The 18,751-nt window shown below is 43.4% G+C and carries 16 protein-coding genes and 2 pseudogenes; 11 read left to right on the top strand and 7 right to left on the bottom strand.

Annotated features, from left to right (window positions below; all coding sequences use genetic code 11):
• The first annotated feature begins 62 nt into the window (after window positions 1–62).
• From ACUVJL_RS21035 to ACUVJL_RS21060, 6 genes and pseudogenes are all read left to right on the top strand, one after another.
• A pseudogene (locus tag ACUVJL_RS21035) lies at window positions 63–908 on the top strand (IS5 family transposase).
• Window positions 909–995: 87 nt separating this feature from the next.
• Window positions 996–1,664 (top strand): hypothetical protein, encoded by a 669-nt coding sequence (locus tag ACUVJL_RS21040; RefSeq protein ID WP_445247612.1) that lies wholly within the window; start codon window positions 996–998, stop codon window positions 1,662–1,664.
• Window positions 1,665–1,705: 41 nt separating this feature from the next.
• Window positions 1,706–2,188 carry a hypothetical protein gene (locus ACUVJL_RS21045; protein ID WP_445247613.1) on the top strand — a complete coding sequence of 161 codons (483 nt, stop codon included), beginning with the start codon at window positions 1,706–1,708 and terminating at the stop codon, window positions 2,186–2,188.
• Window positions 2,175–3,791, top strand: a complete 1,617-nt coding sequence (locus ACUVJL_RS21050; RefSeq protein ID WP_445247614.1) for a hypothetical protein — start codon at window positions 2,175–2,177, stop codon at window positions 3,789–3,791. The genes ACUVJL_RS21045 and ACUVJL_RS21050 overlap by 14 nt, the downstream gene beginning before the upstream one ends.
• 240 nt (window positions 3,792–4,031) lie before the next feature.
• A complete protein-coding gene (locus tag ACUVJL_RS21055; protein ID WP_445247615.1) occupies window positions 4,032–4,220 on the top strand; it encodes a hypothetical protein in 189 nt (62 codons plus the stop codon).
• A 138-nt stretch (window positions 4,221–4,358) separates the two neighbouring features.
• Entirely contained in the window at window positions 4,359–4,565 is a 207-nt protein-coding gene (locus tag ACUVJL_RS21060; protein WP_445247616.1) for a hypothetical protein, read from the top strand.
• Window positions 4,566–4,794: 229 nt separating this feature from the next.
• On the opposite strand, the gene ACUVJL_RS21065 is transcribed toward ACUVJL_RS21060, so the two are convergent.
• Both ACUVJL_RS21065 and ACUVJL_RS21070 read right to left on the bottom strand, forming a co-directional pair.
• Entirely contained in the window at window positions 4,795–5,214 is a 420-nt protein-coding gene (locus ACUVJL_RS21065) for a hypothetical protein (RefSeq protein ID WP_445247617.1), read from the bottom strand.
• The gene (locus tag ACUVJL_RS21070) at window positions 5,211–5,717 is read right to left on the bottom strand and encodes a hypothetical protein (protein ID WP_445247618.1); all 507 of its coding nucleotides are present in this window, start codon (window positions 5,715–5,717) and stop codon (window positions 5,211–5,213) included. The genes ACUVJL_RS21065 and ACUVJL_RS21070 overlap by 4 nt, the downstream gene beginning before the upstream one ends.
• Before the next feature lie 151 nt (window positions 5,718–5,868).
• Here ACUVJL_RS21070 and ACUVJL_RS21075 point away from each other — a divergent pair, with 151 nt between their 5' ends.
• From ACUVJL_RS21075 to ACUVJL_RS21095, 5 genes and pseudogenes are all read left to right on the top strand, one after another.
• On the top strand, window positions 5,869–6,282 hold the full coding sequence (locus ACUVJL_RS21075; protein WP_445247619.1) for a hypothetical protein: 414 nt from the start codon (window positions 5,869–5,871) through the stop codon (window positions 6,280–6,282).
• 71 nt (window positions 6,283–6,353) lie between these two features.
• Window positions 6,354–6,710: a hypothetical protein gene (locus tag ACUVJL_RS21080; RefSeq protein ID WP_445247620.1), complete on the top strand. Its 357-nt coding sequence runs from the start codon at window positions 6,354–6,356 to the stop codon at window positions 6,708–6,710.
• A 74-nt stretch (window positions 6,711–6,784) separates the two neighbouring features.
• Window positions 6,785–7,783: pseudogene (locus tag ACUVJL_RS21085) on the top strand (IS630 family transposase).
• 314 nt (window positions 7,784–8,097) lie between these two features.
• A complete protein-coding gene (locus ACUVJL_RS21090) occupies window positions 8,098–13,443 on the top strand; it encodes a trifunctional serine/threonine-protein kinase/ATP-binding protein/sensor histidine kinase (protein ID WP_445247626.1) in 5,346 nt (1,781 codons plus the stop codon).
• 43 nt (window positions 13,444–13,486) lie between these two features.
• Complete coding sequence (locus tag ACUVJL_RS21095) at window positions 13,487–15,016, top strand: ATP-binding protein (protein ID WP_445247621.1); 1,530 nt, start codon at window positions 13,487–13,489, stop codon at window positions 15,014–15,016.
• A 286-nt stretch (window positions 15,017–15,302) separates the two neighbouring features.
• On the opposite strand, the gene ACUVJL_RS21100 is transcribed toward ACUVJL_RS21095, so the two are convergent.
• The 5 genes from ACUVJL_RS21100 to ACUVJL_RS21120 all read right to left on the bottom strand — a co-directional run.
• Entirely contained in the window at window positions 15,303–15,716 is a 414-nt protein-coding gene (locus ACUVJL_RS21100; RefSeq protein ID WP_445247622.1) for a nuclear transport factor 2 family protein, read from the bottom strand.
• A 177-nt stretch (window positions 15,717–15,893) separates the two neighbouring features.
• Entirely contained in the window at window positions 15,894–16,712 is an 819-nt protein-coding gene (locus tag ACUVJL_RS21105; RefSeq protein WP_445247623.1) for a Uma2 family endonuclease, read from the bottom strand.
• 74 nt (window positions 16,713–16,786) lie between these two features.
• Window positions 16,787–17,782, bottom strand: a complete 996-nt coding sequence (locus ACUVJL_RS21110; RefSeq protein ID WP_445247624.1) for an AEC family transporter — start codon at window positions 17,780–17,782, stop codon at window positions 16,787–16,789.
• Between the two features lie 373 nt (window positions 17,783–18,155).
• The gene (locus ACUVJL_RS21115) at window positions 18,156–18,362 is read right to left on the bottom strand and encodes a glycogen debranching protein (RefSeq protein ID WP_333124936.1); all 207 of its coding nucleotides are present in this window, start codon (window positions 18,360–18,362) and stop codon (window positions 18,156–18,158) included.
• Between the two features lie 72 nt (window positions 18,363–18,434).
• Window positions 18,435–18,751, bottom strand: a 317-nt coding sequence (locus ACUVJL_RS21120) for a hypothetical protein (RefSeq protein WP_445247625.1), incomplete at its 5' end; no start/stop codon positions are given.

Genomic DNA, 18,751 nt, shown 5'->3' on the forward strand with positions numbered 1-18,751 from the left:
AGACCTCTTGCGAAAGTGCGCTCGTTCTAGGTAAAATAAAAGAAATAATTAGCTCCCATAAGATGAATTACGAACAAGTACAAAAGTTAAACCCCGCCGACTTTAAACGGTACTGTGGACTACATCAAGAGACATTCAAAGAGATGGTAAAAATAGTCAAAGCAGAAAAAGTTTTTCAAAAAAAATCAGTCAGACCAAGTAAATTGTGCGTAGAAGACCAAATCTTAATGACATTATCCTATTTGCGAGAATATCCTACTTTTTTTCATCTGGGAATTAAATGGGGTATTAATGAATCAAATGCTGATCGAATTGTAATTAGAACTGAGAAAGCTTTAATAAAATCAGGTTTATTTAATTTACCTGGCAAAAAAATTCTTTATCAAAGTCAAAATGAGATAGAAACTGTCGCGGTGGATGTATCAGAGCATGAAATAGAGCGTCCCCAAAAAAAGCAAAAGAAATATTATAGTGGTCAGCAAAAATATCATACAATAAAATCGCAAGTTTTAGCCAACACAAAAAGTAACGAAATAATATGTACAGCTTTTAGTAACGGGAAAACGCATGATTTTAGTTTGTTTAAAAAAAGCAAAATCGGGATAAATAAAGAACTTGAACTTTGAGGTGATAAAGGTTATCAAGGAATCACAAAGATTCATAGTAATAGTAGAACCCCTATCAAAAAAACCAAGAATAAAGAACTGAGTCAAGCAGAAAAAGTTTTAAATCGCCTACTGGCAAAGGAGAGAATTATTATTGAAAATATACATCGAAGTTTAAATATATTTAGAATACTTTCATCAAGATATCGGAATCGAAGAAGGCGCTTCGGATTAAGATTTAATTTGATCGCTGGTATTTATAATTATGAACTTTCTTTAAAGACTAAATTAGAGAGCGCCTGAGACTTTCGCAAGAGGTCTAGTAATTGGCTGGCCGCATAATCCTCCCTCAGCAAGAGCTGGGGGATTCATCTAAGGAGATTATCTCATATGGAACTGAATTACAGAGTAGGCAAAACCTCTGGCGCTGCACACGTCAGGCGCGAGTTCGGGTATCAGTCGGGGCCCCTGACCCCTGCTATCGTCAACGACGCTGCGAAAACAGCCAAAATTACTGACCTCCAGAAACAGCTACGGGCTGCGTATAACCGCCACGATGCCAAAATTCGTAGCAACAAGGTTGAGATTGAAAGGTTAACCGCAGAAGCAATTGAAGGCGGTCTAACCGACGTAGCACAGATTGATAAGTACGTCTCGAAAGCAATTGTTGCTGGGGCAAAATATGACCAGCATATTGTTGACTTAACCCAAAAATTGCAGCACGAATTGGGACTTGTAAAGGTGCAGGGCGCATCAAACCAGACCCTCGAAAACATAGGCTTCAGACAGCGCTTATTGCTGATTAAGGCGAATCACACAGCCAAGGGTCAGATTCAAGAAAACGGCTTTCAGCAGACTCTGAAAGAGATTCAGGCATCGCCCCAAAAAGCTGTAGCAATGCAACAGAAACGGACAGCTTTTAACAACTACATAAATGCCAAAGACTTCGACCCAATTCCCGCTGTAGTAGGCAGTTCTGCTGGGGATAACTCTGGCATGAACAACAACTCGAAAGGCTTCTTAAATGGGCTTCTGGGTTTCTTCTCTGGTCGCAACTAATAGCACACAGTAGCAGCGGGTCAGACGGCCCGCTTTTTTGTATGTACTCACACGAATTTGACGCTTCAGAATTTGGTTCAGATTTCGACTATTTAAACACAGAAACTCCCCAACAGTTTGAGCAGCAAAACCAAACCCAGACACCCGAAGTCAGCAACATCGAACGATTCTGGAACTTGACCGGGAACTGGGGCGAATTCGGCAGTTACTTCGGCGCGGGACTGTCTGCATCGCTTATCGTGCGGGCAATTCCGGCTCTGATTCCGGCTGCTGTGATTCTTATCCCCGCCGCTGGCTTGGGCTTGGCTGTGTACAGCTTGACCGCAGACGGGCCCTCCAAACTTCGATCGCAACTAATCCTAATCGCCGTCGGGACTGCCTTGTTATCTGCGAATTGGGATGCCTGGTTAGCTTGGGTTATTGCTAATTCTCAACTGCTGATTTTCAGCTTTGCATTAATCGTAATTACCGTCGGTTTCGTAGCAGCACAAGTATGGAGCAAGTTAAGTAATGTTAACCAATAAAAATCAGGCAATTGTATCAGGTTTATTAGGCTTGGGAATTGTCGGTTTTGCAACTGCTACCGCTTTGCCCTTTAACGATCGCATTGAATACAGAATCGGCAACAGGATAGAATCACAGCCAGCTTGGTTAGTGCCACCGAAAGCAGAGTTTCGGGCGATCGAGCGCGGGTACGGTGGCATCAAAATCTTGCTTGCTTTGCTAGCTACTGGGGGCATGGTGGCGACAATGTTAATCGCCCGCAAGGAAGAAGAACAGGAGCCAGTTCGGCAACGAATCAAGCAGTATAAAAATCGAGCTTTCGAGTTCGGGTTTGCTGCTGAAAGTGCCTATCAGATGAGTACCACTGCTACCAGATATAAGAAGCTGGCAGAAGCGGATGAGGTAGCGTTTGAGGGAGAGATTGAGACGGCTTATCTAGAGTCGCTTGGAGTTGACCCGCAGCAACAGCAGCCAGCGCTAACCGGAACGGCGACCCTGGATAGCACAACTCACCCCGGCGACAAAGTTGATCAGCAATCAACGCCAGGGGCGATCGAACCGGAACAGCCGGACAGTCCCAAAATGCCAGTCCTAACCAATTACCCATCAGTATTAATCTACGGTGCACCCGGTTCTGGCAAAACTACCTTTGCCGAGCAAGAGGTCAAGCGCCGACTCGAAGCCGGCCATCGGGTAATCATCTGTGACCCACACGCAGCTTATGGCGCTTGGGCTGGGTGCGAAGTTGTCGATGGCGGGATGGACTATAAGGCGATCGACGCCAAGCTTGAATGGTTTGCGGCTGAGGTTCGGCGGCGGTACAAACGCATAGAATCTGAACCTAACCCGACGTTTCAAACACTGACTTTGTGCTGTGATGAATTCACCAATTGGGCGGGGCGATGCAGTGCTGCGGGCGAGTTTTTTCAATCAGCTTTGAGCGATATTCGGAAAGCTAAAATGTTTGGCTTAATCGTCTCCCATACCCGCACAATGGCGGGTCTAGCTAATGCTGCGGGCATGGCAAAACTGCGTGATGAAGCGCTTTTAGAAGTCGAATTACTCGGTCAGCAATGCCCTAAAACTGGTGATGCTATACCACGTTACGAAGCGGTTGTTAAGTTACCGGGAATGCCTTTGAACAAGCGCTTTATCCTGCAAGTTCCCAAGCTGTCCGAACCCACTAATCACCAGCCAACAAAGCAAGATAGTGCTTATCTTGACCCCATCGCCCGACTTGAACAAATCTATAAGCTCGAATGCGATTTAGGTACGAAAAAACCATCGGACAGTCCGACGGACACTACTGACCAGACAGAGCCGGACACCTTGTCAGACAAGGCTTCTGGTTTTGACTGGACTATCCAAAGCTTCGGACAGATGTGTCCGAACCTGACTCCTACGCAACTATTTGCCGCCGTGTCCGATGCCGCCCGCTCGGGTGCAAATATCCGCACAATTATCAAGTCAGTGTTGAAATGTGGAGAAGGAAATGAACACCCAACCCGCAGCTACACAAGGCATGGAAAAAGCCTTTTAAAGTGGTTGATTGAAAACTACGACAACGGGGAGATTTCGCAGTTACCAAAGATTCAAGAATTCCTACAAAGCGAAAAGGATTAACACTGATGCTCAGTAAGTTAATACGTCTCCTCCCCGACTTCATTCTTGACCCCATCTATGACGCAATCTTTGCGGAATTTGTAAGGCGTGGCAACATAATTTTTGAGGAAAATTTGAACAGCAATGACAGAAACTAAGGGAGGGAGAATAATGAACGAGTTTTGCGATACTGAGACAGCTTGCCAGATATTAGGTTGCAGCGTTTGATCGCTCGTTCGATACCGCAGCCAAAATAAACTTTTGGAGAACATTCACTATGGCAGAAATCCGGGCGGGCGCATTATTCTTTACAACGTCGCACTGCTAAATCATCTAGTAAGTGTTGGCGGGGATGTTACCGATCGATCGCACCAGCAAGCAATTGCCCAATGGCTAGCCGATCGCCCGGAGAACCAGCCACAGACACGGGGACGGAAGCGGGCCCACTGAACATCGCCCGCTGAACATTGCCAACACAACCGAGCGCTACGTTGTTATGGACGATTTGGCAGCGTAGCGCTACCAGTAAGCTGGTTATCGGCATCCCGATATCCAATACTTAATCACCAATAACCAATCACTAAAAATATGCCAATCCAGCCGATCGAGCCGATCAAAAGTATTTTTTTTTACCGCAGCTTTTTATGTGTTGTCTGGCATAAGCGCTGGCAAGTTTCGTGTCTGACTTACGGATACACCTACCCAGGAAAAGGAAGTGAGAAAGAAGCTATAGACAAAGTTGATTATTTTTTGAAATTGCGGTATGGCAAAAGAGACGATCGACAACAACCTTAGAGCCGCTATACTGCGTTTAATTGGGGCAAAGATTACCTGCTGCCAATTACCAATTGCAAATTACCCATCGTGTAAAAAAGCTCCCCTGACATTTTCGGTCGGGGGAGCTTTTTGTTTTGGGACGATCGGGCAAGCCAAAAAACCCGGTATTAACCGGGGTATCAATTCCTAATGTCCGTGGGATGTGTCGTCTCAGGACTCCTTGATCATCACATCGAATAGCTCAAAGTCAGTCTGGCTCATGAGTTCTTCTCCCTGCTTTGCTTAGAACTTCCCCAATCTCTGAGAAGGTGATTGTAGGCAGTTTCGCGTCTTTAGGTATCACTTTTAGCTTTCTTAGCATGCCTATGATTTCGCCCGTAACTTCCCGCACGCTATAGTCAGAGTCTTGATTTTCTCTGAGTTTTTCCAGTTCTTCGCACTTGCTAGCCAGTTCTGCCCGCGTCCGTTCGAGGTCGGCTTGGAGTTGCTGGTGATCGGCGGCACTATCAGCTATCTGCTTTTCGACTACCGCTAGTCTTTGCCTAGCGGTGTCTAATTCCTCCCTCAATGCCTTACTTTGAGCCTCCAAGTCACCTAAAAAGTTAGGCGACGGTGTTTCTACTACCGATTCATCTGGCTTGGGTGATTCCGGCTCAGGAATACTCAAGCCAGGGATTTTCCCCGCAGTGCCTCCATCGCTCGCTGTACTTGTTCTCGCACCTCTTCCCGTACTATTTCTCTGATTTGGGCTTCCCGGTCTTCAATCCGATCGTCCGGCGCTTCTACTACTGTTGTTTTTTTATCTACCGTTTTAGGCTTTTTGTCTACCGCTTTAGGCTTCTCCTCAGCCAACTTTTGGGCAACTTCTTCTAGGTTCGCGATCGTCAAATTCTCCAGTTTCCCTATATACGCCTTCCGCACCTCGCCAGCAACTTTTCGGGAGCCGTACCAGTAGCTAATATCCTTCACCGGTTGATTCCGGGCAGTGAATGCCCCATACTCTCCCGTCGGCTCGTAGCGGAATGATAGCCCTTTCTGCTTACCTGTTTCCGGGTCTGTAACGATTATGTCGAGCCACTTTTGACCTTCTGGGGACTCCAGCGAAAACGATTCCCCAGTATCTAATTCAATTCTGCCACCCCTTGAGACGGGGATAGATTGCTTTGCCATACCAGTTACCTAACGATTATCTACCTATTCTACTACCCGCGCCCACATAAGTAACTAATTAATTAGATACCGATAACCTATGGTGTATAATCGGTAGTATAAGATAGTTCTATAGGATACCGCTTAACGAGTAGCCTAACAGTAGTTTAATATGGTAGTACAAAGCGAAACGGAAACCGACACAAACCGCTCGCTGCATACACCTCACCCCGAACCTCGAAAAATGAATATCGAAAACAGCTTGATATCTACCGCGCTCTTAGCACTTCAGCAGCAAGGTGAGCTCAAGTATCAAAGCAAATGCGGTACGAGCCTCCCTAGCGGATTCTACAAGTCCGTACTTTATCTCGACAGTGACCGCCTCGGAAAATTTCAAGTCACCATCTATATGACATCGAAATCACCCACAGGATACGGAATCCGGGTCGAAGCTACTGCCGAAGTCCCCGAATTGCTCCTCACCGATCGTTACCTCGAAAGCTTTGAGGACTTTGAAAACGAAATCGACCGGGATTACTCGATCACCGCAACTAAAGCATCACGCCGCCGCCAACTAGGCAAATAACCAACCGGGAGGGGTAACACTCTCCCACCGCTTCACCTACTCACTTATTACACCAATAGGAAACCACTACAATGACTAACCTACTCGCCGCCAAATTCGCCCAAATCGCTACAGCGATCGACACCACCAACGCCCAAATCCTAGCGCTACAAGCCAAACTCTCCGAACTGCAAGAACATCAGCAGCAGCTACTATCAGTCGAGCAAGCTTGCCAGTCAGCACTCGCACAAGTCGGTACAGCACTCTCAATGCTCAACCACGTAGACCCCACCGAAATCGGCACGTTTAAGACGGCAGTCGAGGCACAGTTCGGGACTGACGCGATCGCATTCTTGGAACCCGCCACACCTGCACCAGCAGAAACAGTCGAACCGGAACCAACTGCACCGGAACCATCGGCCACGCCAGAGATTGAGCCAGCTAAGTAGTCAAACAAACTTAATTACACAAACAACTAATATGATATAATAAAAATATTAAGTTGTGTTCAAAGAGGTTTTATATGTTTTTACTTCGAGATATCAATCCACTTTTCTTGAAATTGCTAAACCGAATTTATCGCGAAAGCAGACATCATCAAGTGCGCCTAGCAAGCACATTTTCTGATTTTTGTTTCACAAAATATCAAAAATGAAAATTTAATGAAAATCTTTAAAGTTAGTTATAAGACCATGTATAACTGGTTGAATCGATGGGAATATGAGGGAATGCTCGGATTATATAATAAACCAGGTAGAGGCAGAAAAGAAACATTTAATTCCGCACAATCAGATCAAATTAGAGACTGGGTAAAATTGCAACCAAAACAATTAAAGCAAGTAGTACAAAAAATCAAAACAGAATGGTCTGTTAATATAAGTACGGAAACAATTAAGAGAATAATTAAAAAAAAAGGATGAGTTGGCATAGAATGCGTCGAGGTGTTGGCGGCAAGCCAGACCCCATAGAATACAAGGAAAAAAAAGAAAATTTGTCAGAATTAAAACAATTAGAAGATGAGGGTAAAATTGATTTATACTATTTGGATGAATCCGGATTTTGTGGCATACCTTGTGTTCCTTATGGATGGCAAGATATTGGCGAATATTTGTCAATTGATAGTCGTAGAACTAAGCGTTTAAATGTCTTGGGAATTATGAATCGGCAAAATACTCTTCATTCTTATGTTTCAGAGCAGACTATTAATTCTGATGTAATCATAGCCTGTATAGATACTTTTTTTGCTGTAGTGGAGCGACCAACATTTATTGTGGTAGATCGAGCTTCTATTCATACTAGCAATGCCATTTTTGATAAACTTGAAGAATGGAAAGAACGCGGCTTAACTATATTTGAATTGCCTACTTATTCACCTGAATTGAATTTAATAGAGATTTTGTGGCGGTTTATCAAATATGAATGGCTCGAAATAGATGCCTATTCTAGCTGGCAATCTCTTGTTTCATATGTCGAAAAAATTCTTAAAGAATTTGGAGATAATTATGTAATTAATTTTGCTTAACTACTTATGAGCGGGTCTAGGCATATCTGACGATCGATCTAGTAACTATAACAAGCCCTACAAATCTCCTCTGAAGACCAACGGCGAGATCCCTTCACTCTGTTCTGCCTGCTTTTCGAGGAAGCTGCGAGATCCCTGCTAAAATGAATCTTTATTTGTCTTTTTTTTAAGAAATGTTAAAAAAAATTATTTTTAGTAAAGCTTAAGTTTTCCGGAAAGTGCAGAGTAGAATAAGGTATCAGAGCATACATCTACTTATAAATTGACACTTCCTAAAAAACTGGTGTATTAATATTTTAAGAGAGAATGCAATGATGATTAACTTAGCCGGCTACGAAATTACCAGCAAAATTCATGAAAGTAACAATTCTTTAGTTTACCGAGGTCTGAGAAAGCAAGACAACCAACCGATAATTCTCAAATTTCTCAAGCAAGATTATCCGATGCCAGCTTCGTTAGTCAGATACAAGCAGGAATACGAAATTACACGCAATCTTGACCTAGAAAGTGTCCCTAAAACCTACAGCTTAGAAAGATACCAGAACAGTTTGGTTATTATTTCCGAGGATAGTGGTGGAGAATCATTAAAGCTGTGGTTGGCTTCTAAAAAACTTACCTTACAAGAGTTTTTGTCCACAGCTATCAAAATAACCACAGCTTTAGACCAAATCCATCAACATAACATTATTCATAAAGATATAAACCCCAGCAATATTATTATTAACTCGACAACAGGGCTAGTCCAAATTATAGATTTTGGCATCTCTACTGTCTTATCGCGTGAGAATCCTACCCTAAAAAATCCTAATGTTTTAGAAGGCACTCTGAGCTATATATCGCCGGAACAAACAGGCAGAATGAACCGAGCGATCGACTACCGTACTGATTTTTACTCATTAGGAGTCACTTTTTACGAACTGCTAACGGGGCAAGTGCCATGGGATTACGACGATGCAATGGAATTAGTGCACTGTCATATTGCTAAACAAGCAGTGCCACCCCATGAAATTAATCCCGAAACAAAAATTCCTCAAGCAGTTTCTGATATTGTCATGAAGCTGTTAGAAAAAACTGCTGAAAAAAGATACCAAAGTGCTTGGGGAATCATCGCCGATTTAGAAGAATGCCTGGAACAACTACAGGCTAAAGGAACGATTGCTGATTTTGCGATCGCCCAAAAAGATATTACAGATAAGTTTCAAATTCCCCAAAAGCTCTATGGGAGAGAACAAGAAGTAGAAACCTTGCTAGCTGGGTTTGAGCGCGTCAGCAATGGCGAGACAGAAATCATGTTAGTATCGGGTTACTCTGGCATTGGCAAATCAGCTTTAGTACAAGAAGTTTATAAACCGATTACTAAGGCAAGCGGTTATTTTATTGCCGGGAAATTCGACCAATTTCAACGCAATGTTCCTTATGCGGCAGTTGTTAAAGCTTTTCAGTCATTAGTTAAGCAACTATTAACTGAAAGCGAAACGCAACTCACCACTTGGAAAGAAAAACTTTTAGTCGCGTTTGGTGATAACGGTCAAATCATTATAGATGTCATTCCCGACGTAGAACTCATTGTTGGCAAACAGCCACTGGTGCAAGAGTTAGGTGCTACGGAAGCGCAAAACCGTTTTAATTTAGTATTTCAAAAATTTATCCGGGTGTTTTGTTCAGTAGATCACCCCTTAGTCATCTTTCTAGACGATTTGCAATGGGCTGACTCCGCTACTTTGAAACTGCTACAAGTAATGATGGCAGATGAGGGAACAAAATACTTATTTCTCATGGGTGCTTATCGAGATAACGAAGTGAGTCCCACCCATCCCTTAATCATGACTCTGGAGGCGCTGCAAAATCAAGGCGCGACTATTAACCACATTACCTTAACTCCCTTAGATATCGAACATATTACTAATTTAATAGCTGATACTGTGCGTAGGGATAGAGGCTCAGTCATCCTCCTAGCTGAGTTAGTCGTCGGTAAAACTCAAGGTAATCCTTTTTTTGTCAATCAGTTTCTCAGAACTCTCTATGAAGAAAACCTCCTGATTTTTAATTCTGGGCAAAGAAACTGGGATTGGAATATTTCAGAAATTGAAGCCGTAGGGATTACCGATAATGTGGTTGAGTTGATGGTCGGTAAATTGAGAAAAATGCCAGATTCCACTCAGCAGGTTTTACGGTTAGCCGCTTGTGTGGGCAATAGTTTTGACTTAAATACTCTCTCGATAGTCAACGAAAAATCTACCGCCGAAACTTTTCAAGAGCTAGTGCCAGCAATCCAAGATGTACTAATTTTAGCCACCTCTGAACTCGGCGTAACAGAAGAAGAAATCGTTAAGTCTGATCTAGTCATAACTACTTATAAGTTTTTGCACGATCGCGTGCAACAAGCAGCATATACTCTGATTGAAGAAAGTTCTAAAAAAACAGTTCACTTACAAATCGGTCGCCTGCTGTGGCAAAATACCTCGCCAGAGAAACGAGCGGAAGAGATATTTGCGATCGTCGATCATTTGAATCTAGGAATTGAACTGGTTAGCGACGAATCCGAACGAACTGAAATCGCTAAACTCAATTTAATTGCTGGTCAAAAAGCCAAAGCAGCTACAGCCTATGAGTCGGCGGTTAAATATTTGCAAGTAGGTTTAAGACTGTTAGGAGAAGATAGCTGGAACAGTCAGTATGAACTGACATTAGCGCTGCATCAGGAAGCAGCAGAGGCAGTTTTTTTGAGCGGTGATGTTGAAGGAATGCAGAGATTCGTTGAGATAGTACAAAACTGCGCCAAAACGTTGCTGGACAAAATTAAAGTGTATGAACTCCAGATCCAAGCTTACATAGGGCAGAACAGGCTGCTAGAAGCGGTTAGTACGGGGCTACAAGCTTTAAAGCTGTTAGAAGTAGAGTTTCCCTCTCAGCCGAGCCCGTCAGATATTGGGCAAGCACTAGGGGAAACTGCGGCAATTTTGAATGGTTTGCGAATTGAGGATTTAATTGACCTGCCTCAAATGACCGAGCCCTATAAATTAGCAACAATAAGACTTTTATCAAGTATCTTTACTCCTGCATACCTTGGTGCAGCTCCAGAACTGGTACCCTTGGCGGTGTGCAAACAAGTAACTTTATCCGTCCAATATGGTAATGCTTCTGTTTCTCCGTTTGCTTATGCTAATTATGCTCTTCTTCTTTGTGGCATAGTAGGAGATATTGATTCAGGTTATCAGTTCGGTCAATTAGCTTTAAGTCTATTGTCAAAGTTAAATGCTCAAGAAATCAAAGCCAAGACTGTCTTCATAGTAAATCTATTTATCCGACATTGGAAAGAGCCTCTGAGAGAAACATTGGAGCCTTTGGTGTCAGTTTACTCTAGCGGAATGGAGACAGGAGATGTAGAATATGCAGGCTATAGTCTATTCCTGTACTCCTGTTTTGCTTACTTTAGCGGGAAAGAACTGACTGCTCTTGAAAGAGAGATGGCAATCAACAGAGATGCTATTCATAAAATCAAGCAAAAAACAGCACTTAATTATATAGAAATATATTGGCAGGTGATCTTAAATCTGCTTGGAAAAACTGAAAATCCCTGTATTCTCAAGGGTGAAGCCTGTGATGAGCATATCCGGTTGTCACTGCTCCAGCAAGCGAACGATAAAACGGGACTTTATTACATATATTGGAACAAACTTTTACTTAGTTACTGGTTTGAAAGTTACTCAGAAGCGATTGAAAATACTGCCATAGTAGAGAAGTATTTAAACGTGGTGGTAGCATCGCCCTTTATTCCTCTATTCCATTTTTACGATTCTCTAGTAAGGCTGGCGGTATATCCCGATCGCCCAGAGTTAGAGCAACAGGACATTCTTGATCGCGTACAAGCTAATCAGGAAAAGATGCAAAAATGGGCGCATCATGCCCCTACGAACTATTTACATAAATTCTATCTAGTAGAGGCAGAAAGGCATCGGGTTTTAGGCGAAAAATTAGAAGCGATCGAGATGTACGATAAGGCGATCGCTCTTGCCAAGGAAAACAAATACATCAACGAAGAAGCACTTGCTTACGAACTGGCAGCCAAATTTTACTTGTCATGGGGCAAAGAAACGATCGCTCAAGTTTATATGCAAAACGCTCATTATAGCTACCAACTCTGGGGCGCTATAGCTAAAGTTGAGGATTTAGAAAAAAAATACCCCCAATTCCTAGCTAGAACATCAGCCAATACAACAACTCAAACAAAACTTCACCAAACAACGAGGGGGACTACTACTAGCAACAGCTTGGGAGAGACGCTAGATTTAGCCACAGTAATGAAAGCTTCCCAAGCAATTTCGGGTGAAATCGTTTTGAGTAAGTTGCTGGAAAGGTTGATGAAAATTGCGATCGAAAATGCAGGCGCCCAAAAAGGATTTTTAATTTTAGAAAAAGCGGGAAACTGGGCGATTGAGGCTGAAGGTTCGGTGAAGGAGGATGAAGTTAGCGTGCTGCGATCGCTTCCCCTGAATGTAAAAGTTGATTCTGGGGAAACACCCAAACTGGCAAGTGCGATCGTCCACTACGTCATCCGCACCCAGGAAAACGTGCTTTTAAATAACGCCACCCAAGAGGGACAATTTACCCGCGATCCTTATATTGCAGCCACTCAACCGAAATCGATTCTCTGCACTCCTCTGCTGCACCAAGGCAAGCTGACAGGTATTTTTTACCTAGAAAATAACTTGACAGAAGGAGCTTTTACTACAGATAGGCTAGAACTGTTAAAATTGTTATCGGCCCAAATAGCCATTTCCATTGAAAATGCCCAACTCTACAATAACTTGCAGGAGTTCAATCAAAACTTAGAGCAATTAGTAGGCGATCGCACCCACGAATTATCCAACACGCTGGATGCTTTAAAAGCGGCTCAAAGTCAGCTAGTGGAATCTGAAAAAATGGCATCGCTGGGAGGATTAGTTGCAGGCGTCGCCCACGAAATTAATACTCCCATCGGCGTTGGTGTCACCGTTGCCTCAGCTTTAGCAGAACATACCACAGACTTTACTTCTACTTATAAGAGCGGCAAAATGAAGCGCTCCGAATTAGAAGAATTTTTGGATATAGCCACCCAAAGCAGTAACACCCTTTTAATCAATCTAAATCAGGCTGCGGCATTGATTCAGAGCTTTAAAGAAGTGGCAGTCGATCGCTCTAGCGAAGAACGACGAACTTTCGGCGTCAGAGATTATCTGGATGAAATTTTAATCCAATTAAAACCAACATTGAGAAATAGCACACATTCGATCGAAATTAAGGGAGACACCAAGATTGCCATAGATTCTTATCCAGGTGCTTTATCCCAAGTTGTCACAAATTTACTGATGAACTCTCTGATTCATGCTTACGAACCGGGCGAATCTGGTCAGCTCGTTTTTGATTGGCAACAAGATGGGGATCGACTTAGCTTTGAATATTCCGATGATGGTAAAGGCATTCCTCCAGAAAATTTAAGTAAAATTTTTGAGCCATTCTTTACTACAAAACGCGGTCAGGGGGGTAGCGGGTTAGGATTGCATATTGTCTACAACTTAGTTACCCAAAAACTTCTGGGTGAAGTAGAATGTAAAAGTAAGGTGGGAGTGGGAACTAAATTTATTATTAAGTTACCCGTGCAAATCGATGCAAAACCGTAATTTCCCAAATCAAAAGATCAGTAATAAACATAGGTAAGCAGCAATGGACAATATTTACAGTTTTTTAACTAAAGAATCCTCTCAAACAATGCTATTGGCTGAAGGATTTAACTCAGATGAGGAGTTACTTTTTGCTGACGAAGTATCTGAAGATACCCCGACTCAAAGCTGGAAAGTTTTGATTGTAGATGATGAGGCTCAAGTTCACACAGCTACCGATATTGCCTTAAGAAAATTTGTTTTCCAAAACACATCTTTAAAGTTTATTAGTGCTTATTCTGCGAAGGAAGCTACACAGCTAATTCAAGAACATCCTGATGTTGCCATCATCTTGCTTGATGTGATTATGGAAACAGATGATGCTGGCTTAAACTTTGTTAAATATGTCCGGGAAGTGCTAGGCAATCAGTTAGTACGAATTATTTTACGCACGGGTCAACCCGGACAAGTGCCAGAAAAAAGCATTATTATGAATTACGATATTAATGACTATAAAACTAAAACTGAATTAACGACATCAAAGCTATACACTACAGTGCTAACAGCTTTGAGAAGTTTTTGTCTAGGTCAGAAACTGCAGTCTGAAATAGAGCGGCGCGAAAAAGTAGAGAAAGCCCTCCGTATCAGTGAAGAAAAAGAACGCCAAAAAGCTCTTGCCTTAGAGCATTTTGTCAAAGATCTGCAAGAAATACAACTCCAGCTAGTTCAAAGTGAAAAAATGTCTAGTCTCGGTCAATTAGTTGCAGGTGTCGCTCATGAAATTAACAATCCAGTTAACTTTATTTACGGCAACCTCTCGCACGCCCACGACTATATTAAAGAACTCATCTATGTCTTGAATCTTTACCAACGGTATTACCCGCAACCTGAAGCAGAAATTAGTCATGAAATAGAAGATGGAGAGTTGCCATTTATCATGGATGATTTACCAAAATTGCTTGCTTCCATGCAGTTAGGCATCGAACGCATTCGCCTTATTGTGGAGTCTCTGCGAAATTTTTCGCGCTTAGATGAAACCGAAATCAAATCAGTAGATATCCACGAAGGTATTAATAGCACCTTGATGATATTGCAGCATCGCCTCAAGGCTAAGTCAGATCGTCCTGCTATTAATGTGATTAAAGACTATGGCGCATTGCCACTTGTGACCTGTTATGCAGGTCAGCTTAATCAGGTGTTTATGAACCTTTTAGCCAATGCTATAGATGCTTTGGAAGAGCGGGGAAGTAGAGAAAATGGTACAGTTTTTCACCCCCAAATTTTGATTCGTACTGAAGTCGTACCGGGCAATTCCTATGACAACATTAGCACTGCTTCAGGCATTCGGGTCACAATTGCTGATAATGGTATTGGCATGACTGAGAATGTTCGTTCACAACTTTTCACTCCCTTTTTTACTACTAAGCCAATCGGAAAAGGTACAGGCATGGGATTGTCAATCAGTAGAAAAATTCTGCTAGAAAAACACTGCGCTCAAATACAGTGTTTTTCTACGCCAGAGCAGGGAACGCAGTTTATTATTGAGATGCCGACTATCTGTACAGCAACCAATTTCGCGGTATCTATGGTCTAGGAAACTGATTGGGCCCAATTCATCATATAGCGGTTTTCAGTTGCAGGGGAGAAATCAGCAGTAATTCCGAAAGTTACGCTAATGGGCTGAGACAAAAACTGAAGCCAAAATGGCTTAAAACCTAGATAGAGAAAGAATTTTACCTCGAATGGGCATGAATTTAATATTTACAAGGGTTTCAGGCATTTTTAGGTCATCCACCTCTTTCCCTGGCGAGCGAGAGGTTTTCAGCTCCTAAAAAGGTGAGAAAATGTCTAAGCTTCATTAAGCAACTCACAGATAACTTTTATCGAAACTTCCGTTCTGACTCTTGAATGGGAACATCATTAATGCTGGCTTCACGTCTTCGCATTAACCCATTTTCTGCAAATTCCCACTGTTCATTACCATAGGAGCGATACCATTGGCCAGAATCATCGTGCCACTCATACTCGAAGCGAACAGAAATCCGATTGTCTGTAAAACTCCACAGTTCTTTCTGCAAACGGTAATCTAGTTCCTTTGCCCATTTTCGTCTTAAAAAAGCCTTGATTTGTTCCCGTCCGCTGAAGAATTCGGCACGGTTTCGCCACTGAGAATCTTCGGTATAAGCTAAGGCTACTCGTTCTGGATCGCGGGTATTCCAGGCATCTTCTGCAGCTTGGACTTTGGCTTTAGCTGTTTCCAACGTAAAGGGCGGTAGAGGTGGTTTAGTTTCCATCAGCTTTGTTTTTTGTGATTATAAAGGGTAAGGTGCGGGATGCTCGCGCTACAGATAGAGTGTTGGGAATTTGATATAGCAAACGTAAATGAGTCGTAAATTTTTTACCCCACCCCAGCCCTCCCCTTGGAAAGGGGAGGGAGTAAGAAATTCACAAATGATGCGAGGATTGCTATATCAATCCTCAGCATCGGGATCGATTCCCATTGCTCGCAGTCGCTCGGCTAATTGGGTGACTTTTCGCTCTGCTTGTTCGGCTCTTTCTCGTTCTTGTTCGGCTCTTTCCCGTTCTTGTTCGACCAGGGCCCGCTCAATTTCAACTTGTTCGGAGCCAGTTAACAGCAAATTCCCCTGCGAATCCCACCACCGCAGCCAAAGAAGTTCTTGATTTTGATAGCTTCCCTGCCACAGTCCCAATTCTACATCTAGTACAGGAATGGGATAGTGACCGCGTTCGTTTGGCTCCATCCTTCGATACACAAAATCTATTAGGTGATAGACCTCTAAATTGCCCGTTCTCATTTCATAAATGCCGTAGTAAGGAATGCGGATAATTCTCTCGTACACCCAAAACTTACCCGGTTTAGTGGTGGTACCGTCAGCGGCCACAGTCAAGGGAGTACCATCGCGCTCTTCCTCTCCATTACCGCTAGCAAATTCTAAAGCAATGAACGGAGCCATGTGTTCCCGCCAAAGTACATAAGAACGGCGAAAACCGTCAAGTGTTGCCGGTACATTCGGCACGTAAAACCAATCCGGTGCTTCTGCACCTCGCTCTGGCGGGTCAGTTTCTCGCCAGTAAATGCCGCAATCTTGCCCGATCGCATATTGTCCATCTGGATGCAGCCGCTCTACAACCGGCCCGATCGAATCTGTCAGAATGATGCTCTGGGGATGCTCCTGAAAGTTTTTCACAAATGTACCGTCTTCGTCTGGCAATTGGGTATGATCCGGGAATGCAGGAGGCAGACCTGTAGCAGTTATTATCTCAGTCATCGTCTTTTCCGTGCAGTTATTGTTCATTGTACTGCGAAATTTTAGAGCAATCTGATTTAAAACTTTAGCTAATATTAACTAAACCCGGCTAACCACAAGGGAAGCATCAGCAGCAAACCGACGGAAGTGATGGCGATGCTGCTAGCTAACAAATCGCGATCGAGCTCGTAGACTTCTGCTAAAATCAGCACGGAAAGAGCTGTGGGCGTTCCCGACATCAACACCAACACTAACCTCGGATCGCCGCTCAATCCGAAATAACTAGCACCTAATCCGATCAGCACCGGCACAATTACCACTTTTAACAGCGACGGAATTAACGCTAGTTCAAAACTTTCCCATTTCTTAATAGACCTCAGCCGGATGCCAACCAGCAGCAAAGCACTGGCAATTACTACCCAAACTGCCGTCTGCAATCCCGATTCCACTGTCTCGGGCAGGGGGATGTTTCTCGTAAAAAAACCAATTAAAAAGGCCCACAGAGCGGGAACTGTTAGCACGTCCCGGAGCGGAGTCCACCAGTGATTTTTTAGCTGGGAATTCCCGAAATAGCTAGCCATAAATACACCGAAACAATAAGTTCCAATAACGTTGTTAGTAACGCTGTATAAAACTGCCCAGTTGTTGTTATCGCTGGTGATGATAAAGGGGGTGATTGCTAATCCGACAAAGCCTGTATTCCCTAACATCGCAGCTAGGATAAAACTGCCTTGGCTCGATCGCTTCAGGGAATTAAAATTGAAAAGAAATAAATTAACCAGAGAATTTTTGCCCTGAAAAGATGGCTTTTTGATGTGGGCCGCACTCAGCCTGCGCAATAACACCCAAGTCAACCAAGCTAAACTCGTACTCACAAATAACACGAATATGGCGATCGCCGGCGTGAATCCCACAGCACCCGAAAAATCGCTTTGACGGGCTAAAACTACAATTTGCAGCGGTATCCCAATCCAGAAAAGAAAGTGGCTCAGCAGCTTGGGAAAATTAACTGGGATGTACTGAAACACCAGCAGTCCCAAGCCAGTCCAGATAACTAGAGGGGTATAAGCGTGAAATAAGGTTTCAACCATAAAAATTTAACTTGACAATTTGAAATCGCTTTATCTATTAATAGTAATGCTAAAGTCTGTTTAATAAATGCGAATTATCGTTAGCAAAACCCTCGAAGAGGATCGCACTTGCACGCTTTTTCGTCCTAGGGTGTTCGCCGCACTGCCGGCGCGAAAATTTCCGCCCAAATTCCGGCATCTTGCAGGGCACAATCCTGAGACTCGCAGCGCCAAATGATGGCAGCTTTTTACCTTCACATTCACAAAAGCTCTGTTAATTTGAGAAATGTGCGATCGAGTTATCTTGCCTTGGACAAACAGACGTGCAAGTTTTCCGGTCGTGGAGCTCGAACGGAAATAGGGCGAGACTAAAGCTGCTGATGACTTGCTGTGATCAATTTAATTTCAAAGCATTAACAGGCACCTCATCCCAAGAACTAACAGTCCGCAAGGTAGCAACCCAGCCCTGCTGCTTTTGCTCTGCCGTCAAATTCTGCTCAAAAGATTCGTGGCAATCCTGCGCTTGAGTCTCATCGCAACAAGCAATGCAAGAATAAAGAATGCCCGATGGATCGATTTGCTCGTTTACCCAAATAATCACGATCTACTCTCTCAATCAAAATCTACTGTTACTTAAATTTTCCTATATTTTTGCCAATTAAGTAGGCCGGTATTAATTAACCGGAGTTCGGCATTTTAGCTTAACAGCCAAGATGCCTGTTCCACACACAGCCAAGATGGCTGTTCCACACACAGGCCCACACACAGCCAAGATGCCTGTTCCACACACAGGCCCACACACAGGCCCACACACAGGTAAGATGCCTGTTCCACACACAGGCAAGATGCCTGTTCCACACACAGGCAAGATGCCTGTTCCACACACAGGCAAGATGCCTGTTCCACACACAGGCAAGATGCCTGTTCCACACACAGGCCCACACAGGCAAGATGCCTGTTCCACACACAGGCAAGATGCCTGTTCCACAC

Origin of the sequence: Microcoleus sp. OTE_8_concoct_300 (assembly GCF_031383065.1) — a bacterium.
Taxonomy (GTDB): Bacteria; Cyanobacteriota; Cyanobacteriia; order Cyanobacteriales; family Microcoleaceae; genus Microcoleus.

Excerpts from the sequence above, each read along its gene's own strand:
- ACUVJL_RS21060 (WP_445247616.1), top strand. The coding sequence starts at position 4,359 with ATGCCAATCCAGCCGATCGAGCCGATCAAAAGTATTTTTTTTTACCGC.
- ACUVJL_RS21075 (WP_445247619.1), top strand. The coding sequence starts at position 5,869 with ATGGTAGTACAAAGCGAAACGGAAACCGACACAAACCGCTCGCTGCAT.
- ACUVJL_RS21100 (WP_445247622.1), bottom strand. The coding sequence starts at position 15,716 with ATGGAAACTAAACCACCTCTACCGCCCTTTACGTTGGAAACAGCTAAA.
- ACUVJL_RS21080 (WP_445247620.1), top strand. The coding sequence starts at position 6,354 with ATGACTAACCTACTCGCCGCCAAATTCGCCCAAATCGCTACAGCGATC.
- ACUVJL_RS21105 (WP_445247623.1), bottom strand. The coding sequence starts at position 16,712 with ATGACTGAGATAATAACTGCTACAGGTCTGCCTCCTGCATTCCCGGAT.
- ACUVJL_RS21070 (WP_445247618.1), bottom strand. The coding sequence starts at position 5,717 with ATGGCAAAGCAATCTATCCCCGTCTCAAGGGGTGGCAGAATTGAATTA.
- ACUVJL_RS21095 (WP_445247621.1), top strand. The coding sequence starts at position 13,487 with ATGGACAATATTTACAGTTTTTTAACTAAAGAATCCTCTCAAACAATG.
- ACUVJL_RS21090 (WP_445247626.1), top strand. The coding sequence starts at position 8,098 with ATGATTAACTTAGCCGGCTACGAAATTACCAGCAAAATTCATGAAAGT.
- ACUVJL_RS21040 (WP_445247612.1), top strand. The coding sequence starts at position 996 with ATGGAACTGAATTACAGAGTAGGCAAAACCTCTGGCGCTGCACACGTC.
- ACUVJL_RS21045 (WP_445247613.1), top strand. The coding sequence starts at position 1,706 with ATGTACTCACACGAATTTGACGCTTCAGAATTTGGTTCAGATTTCGAC.
- ACUVJL_RS21110 (WP_445247624.1), bottom strand. The coding sequence starts at position 17,782 with ATGGTTGAAACCTTATTTCACGCTTATACCCCTCTAGTTATCTGGACT.
- ACUVJL_RS21050 (WP_445247614.1), top strand. The coding sequence starts at position 2,175 with ATGTTAACCAATAAAAATCAGGCAATTGTATCAGGTTTATTAGGCTTG.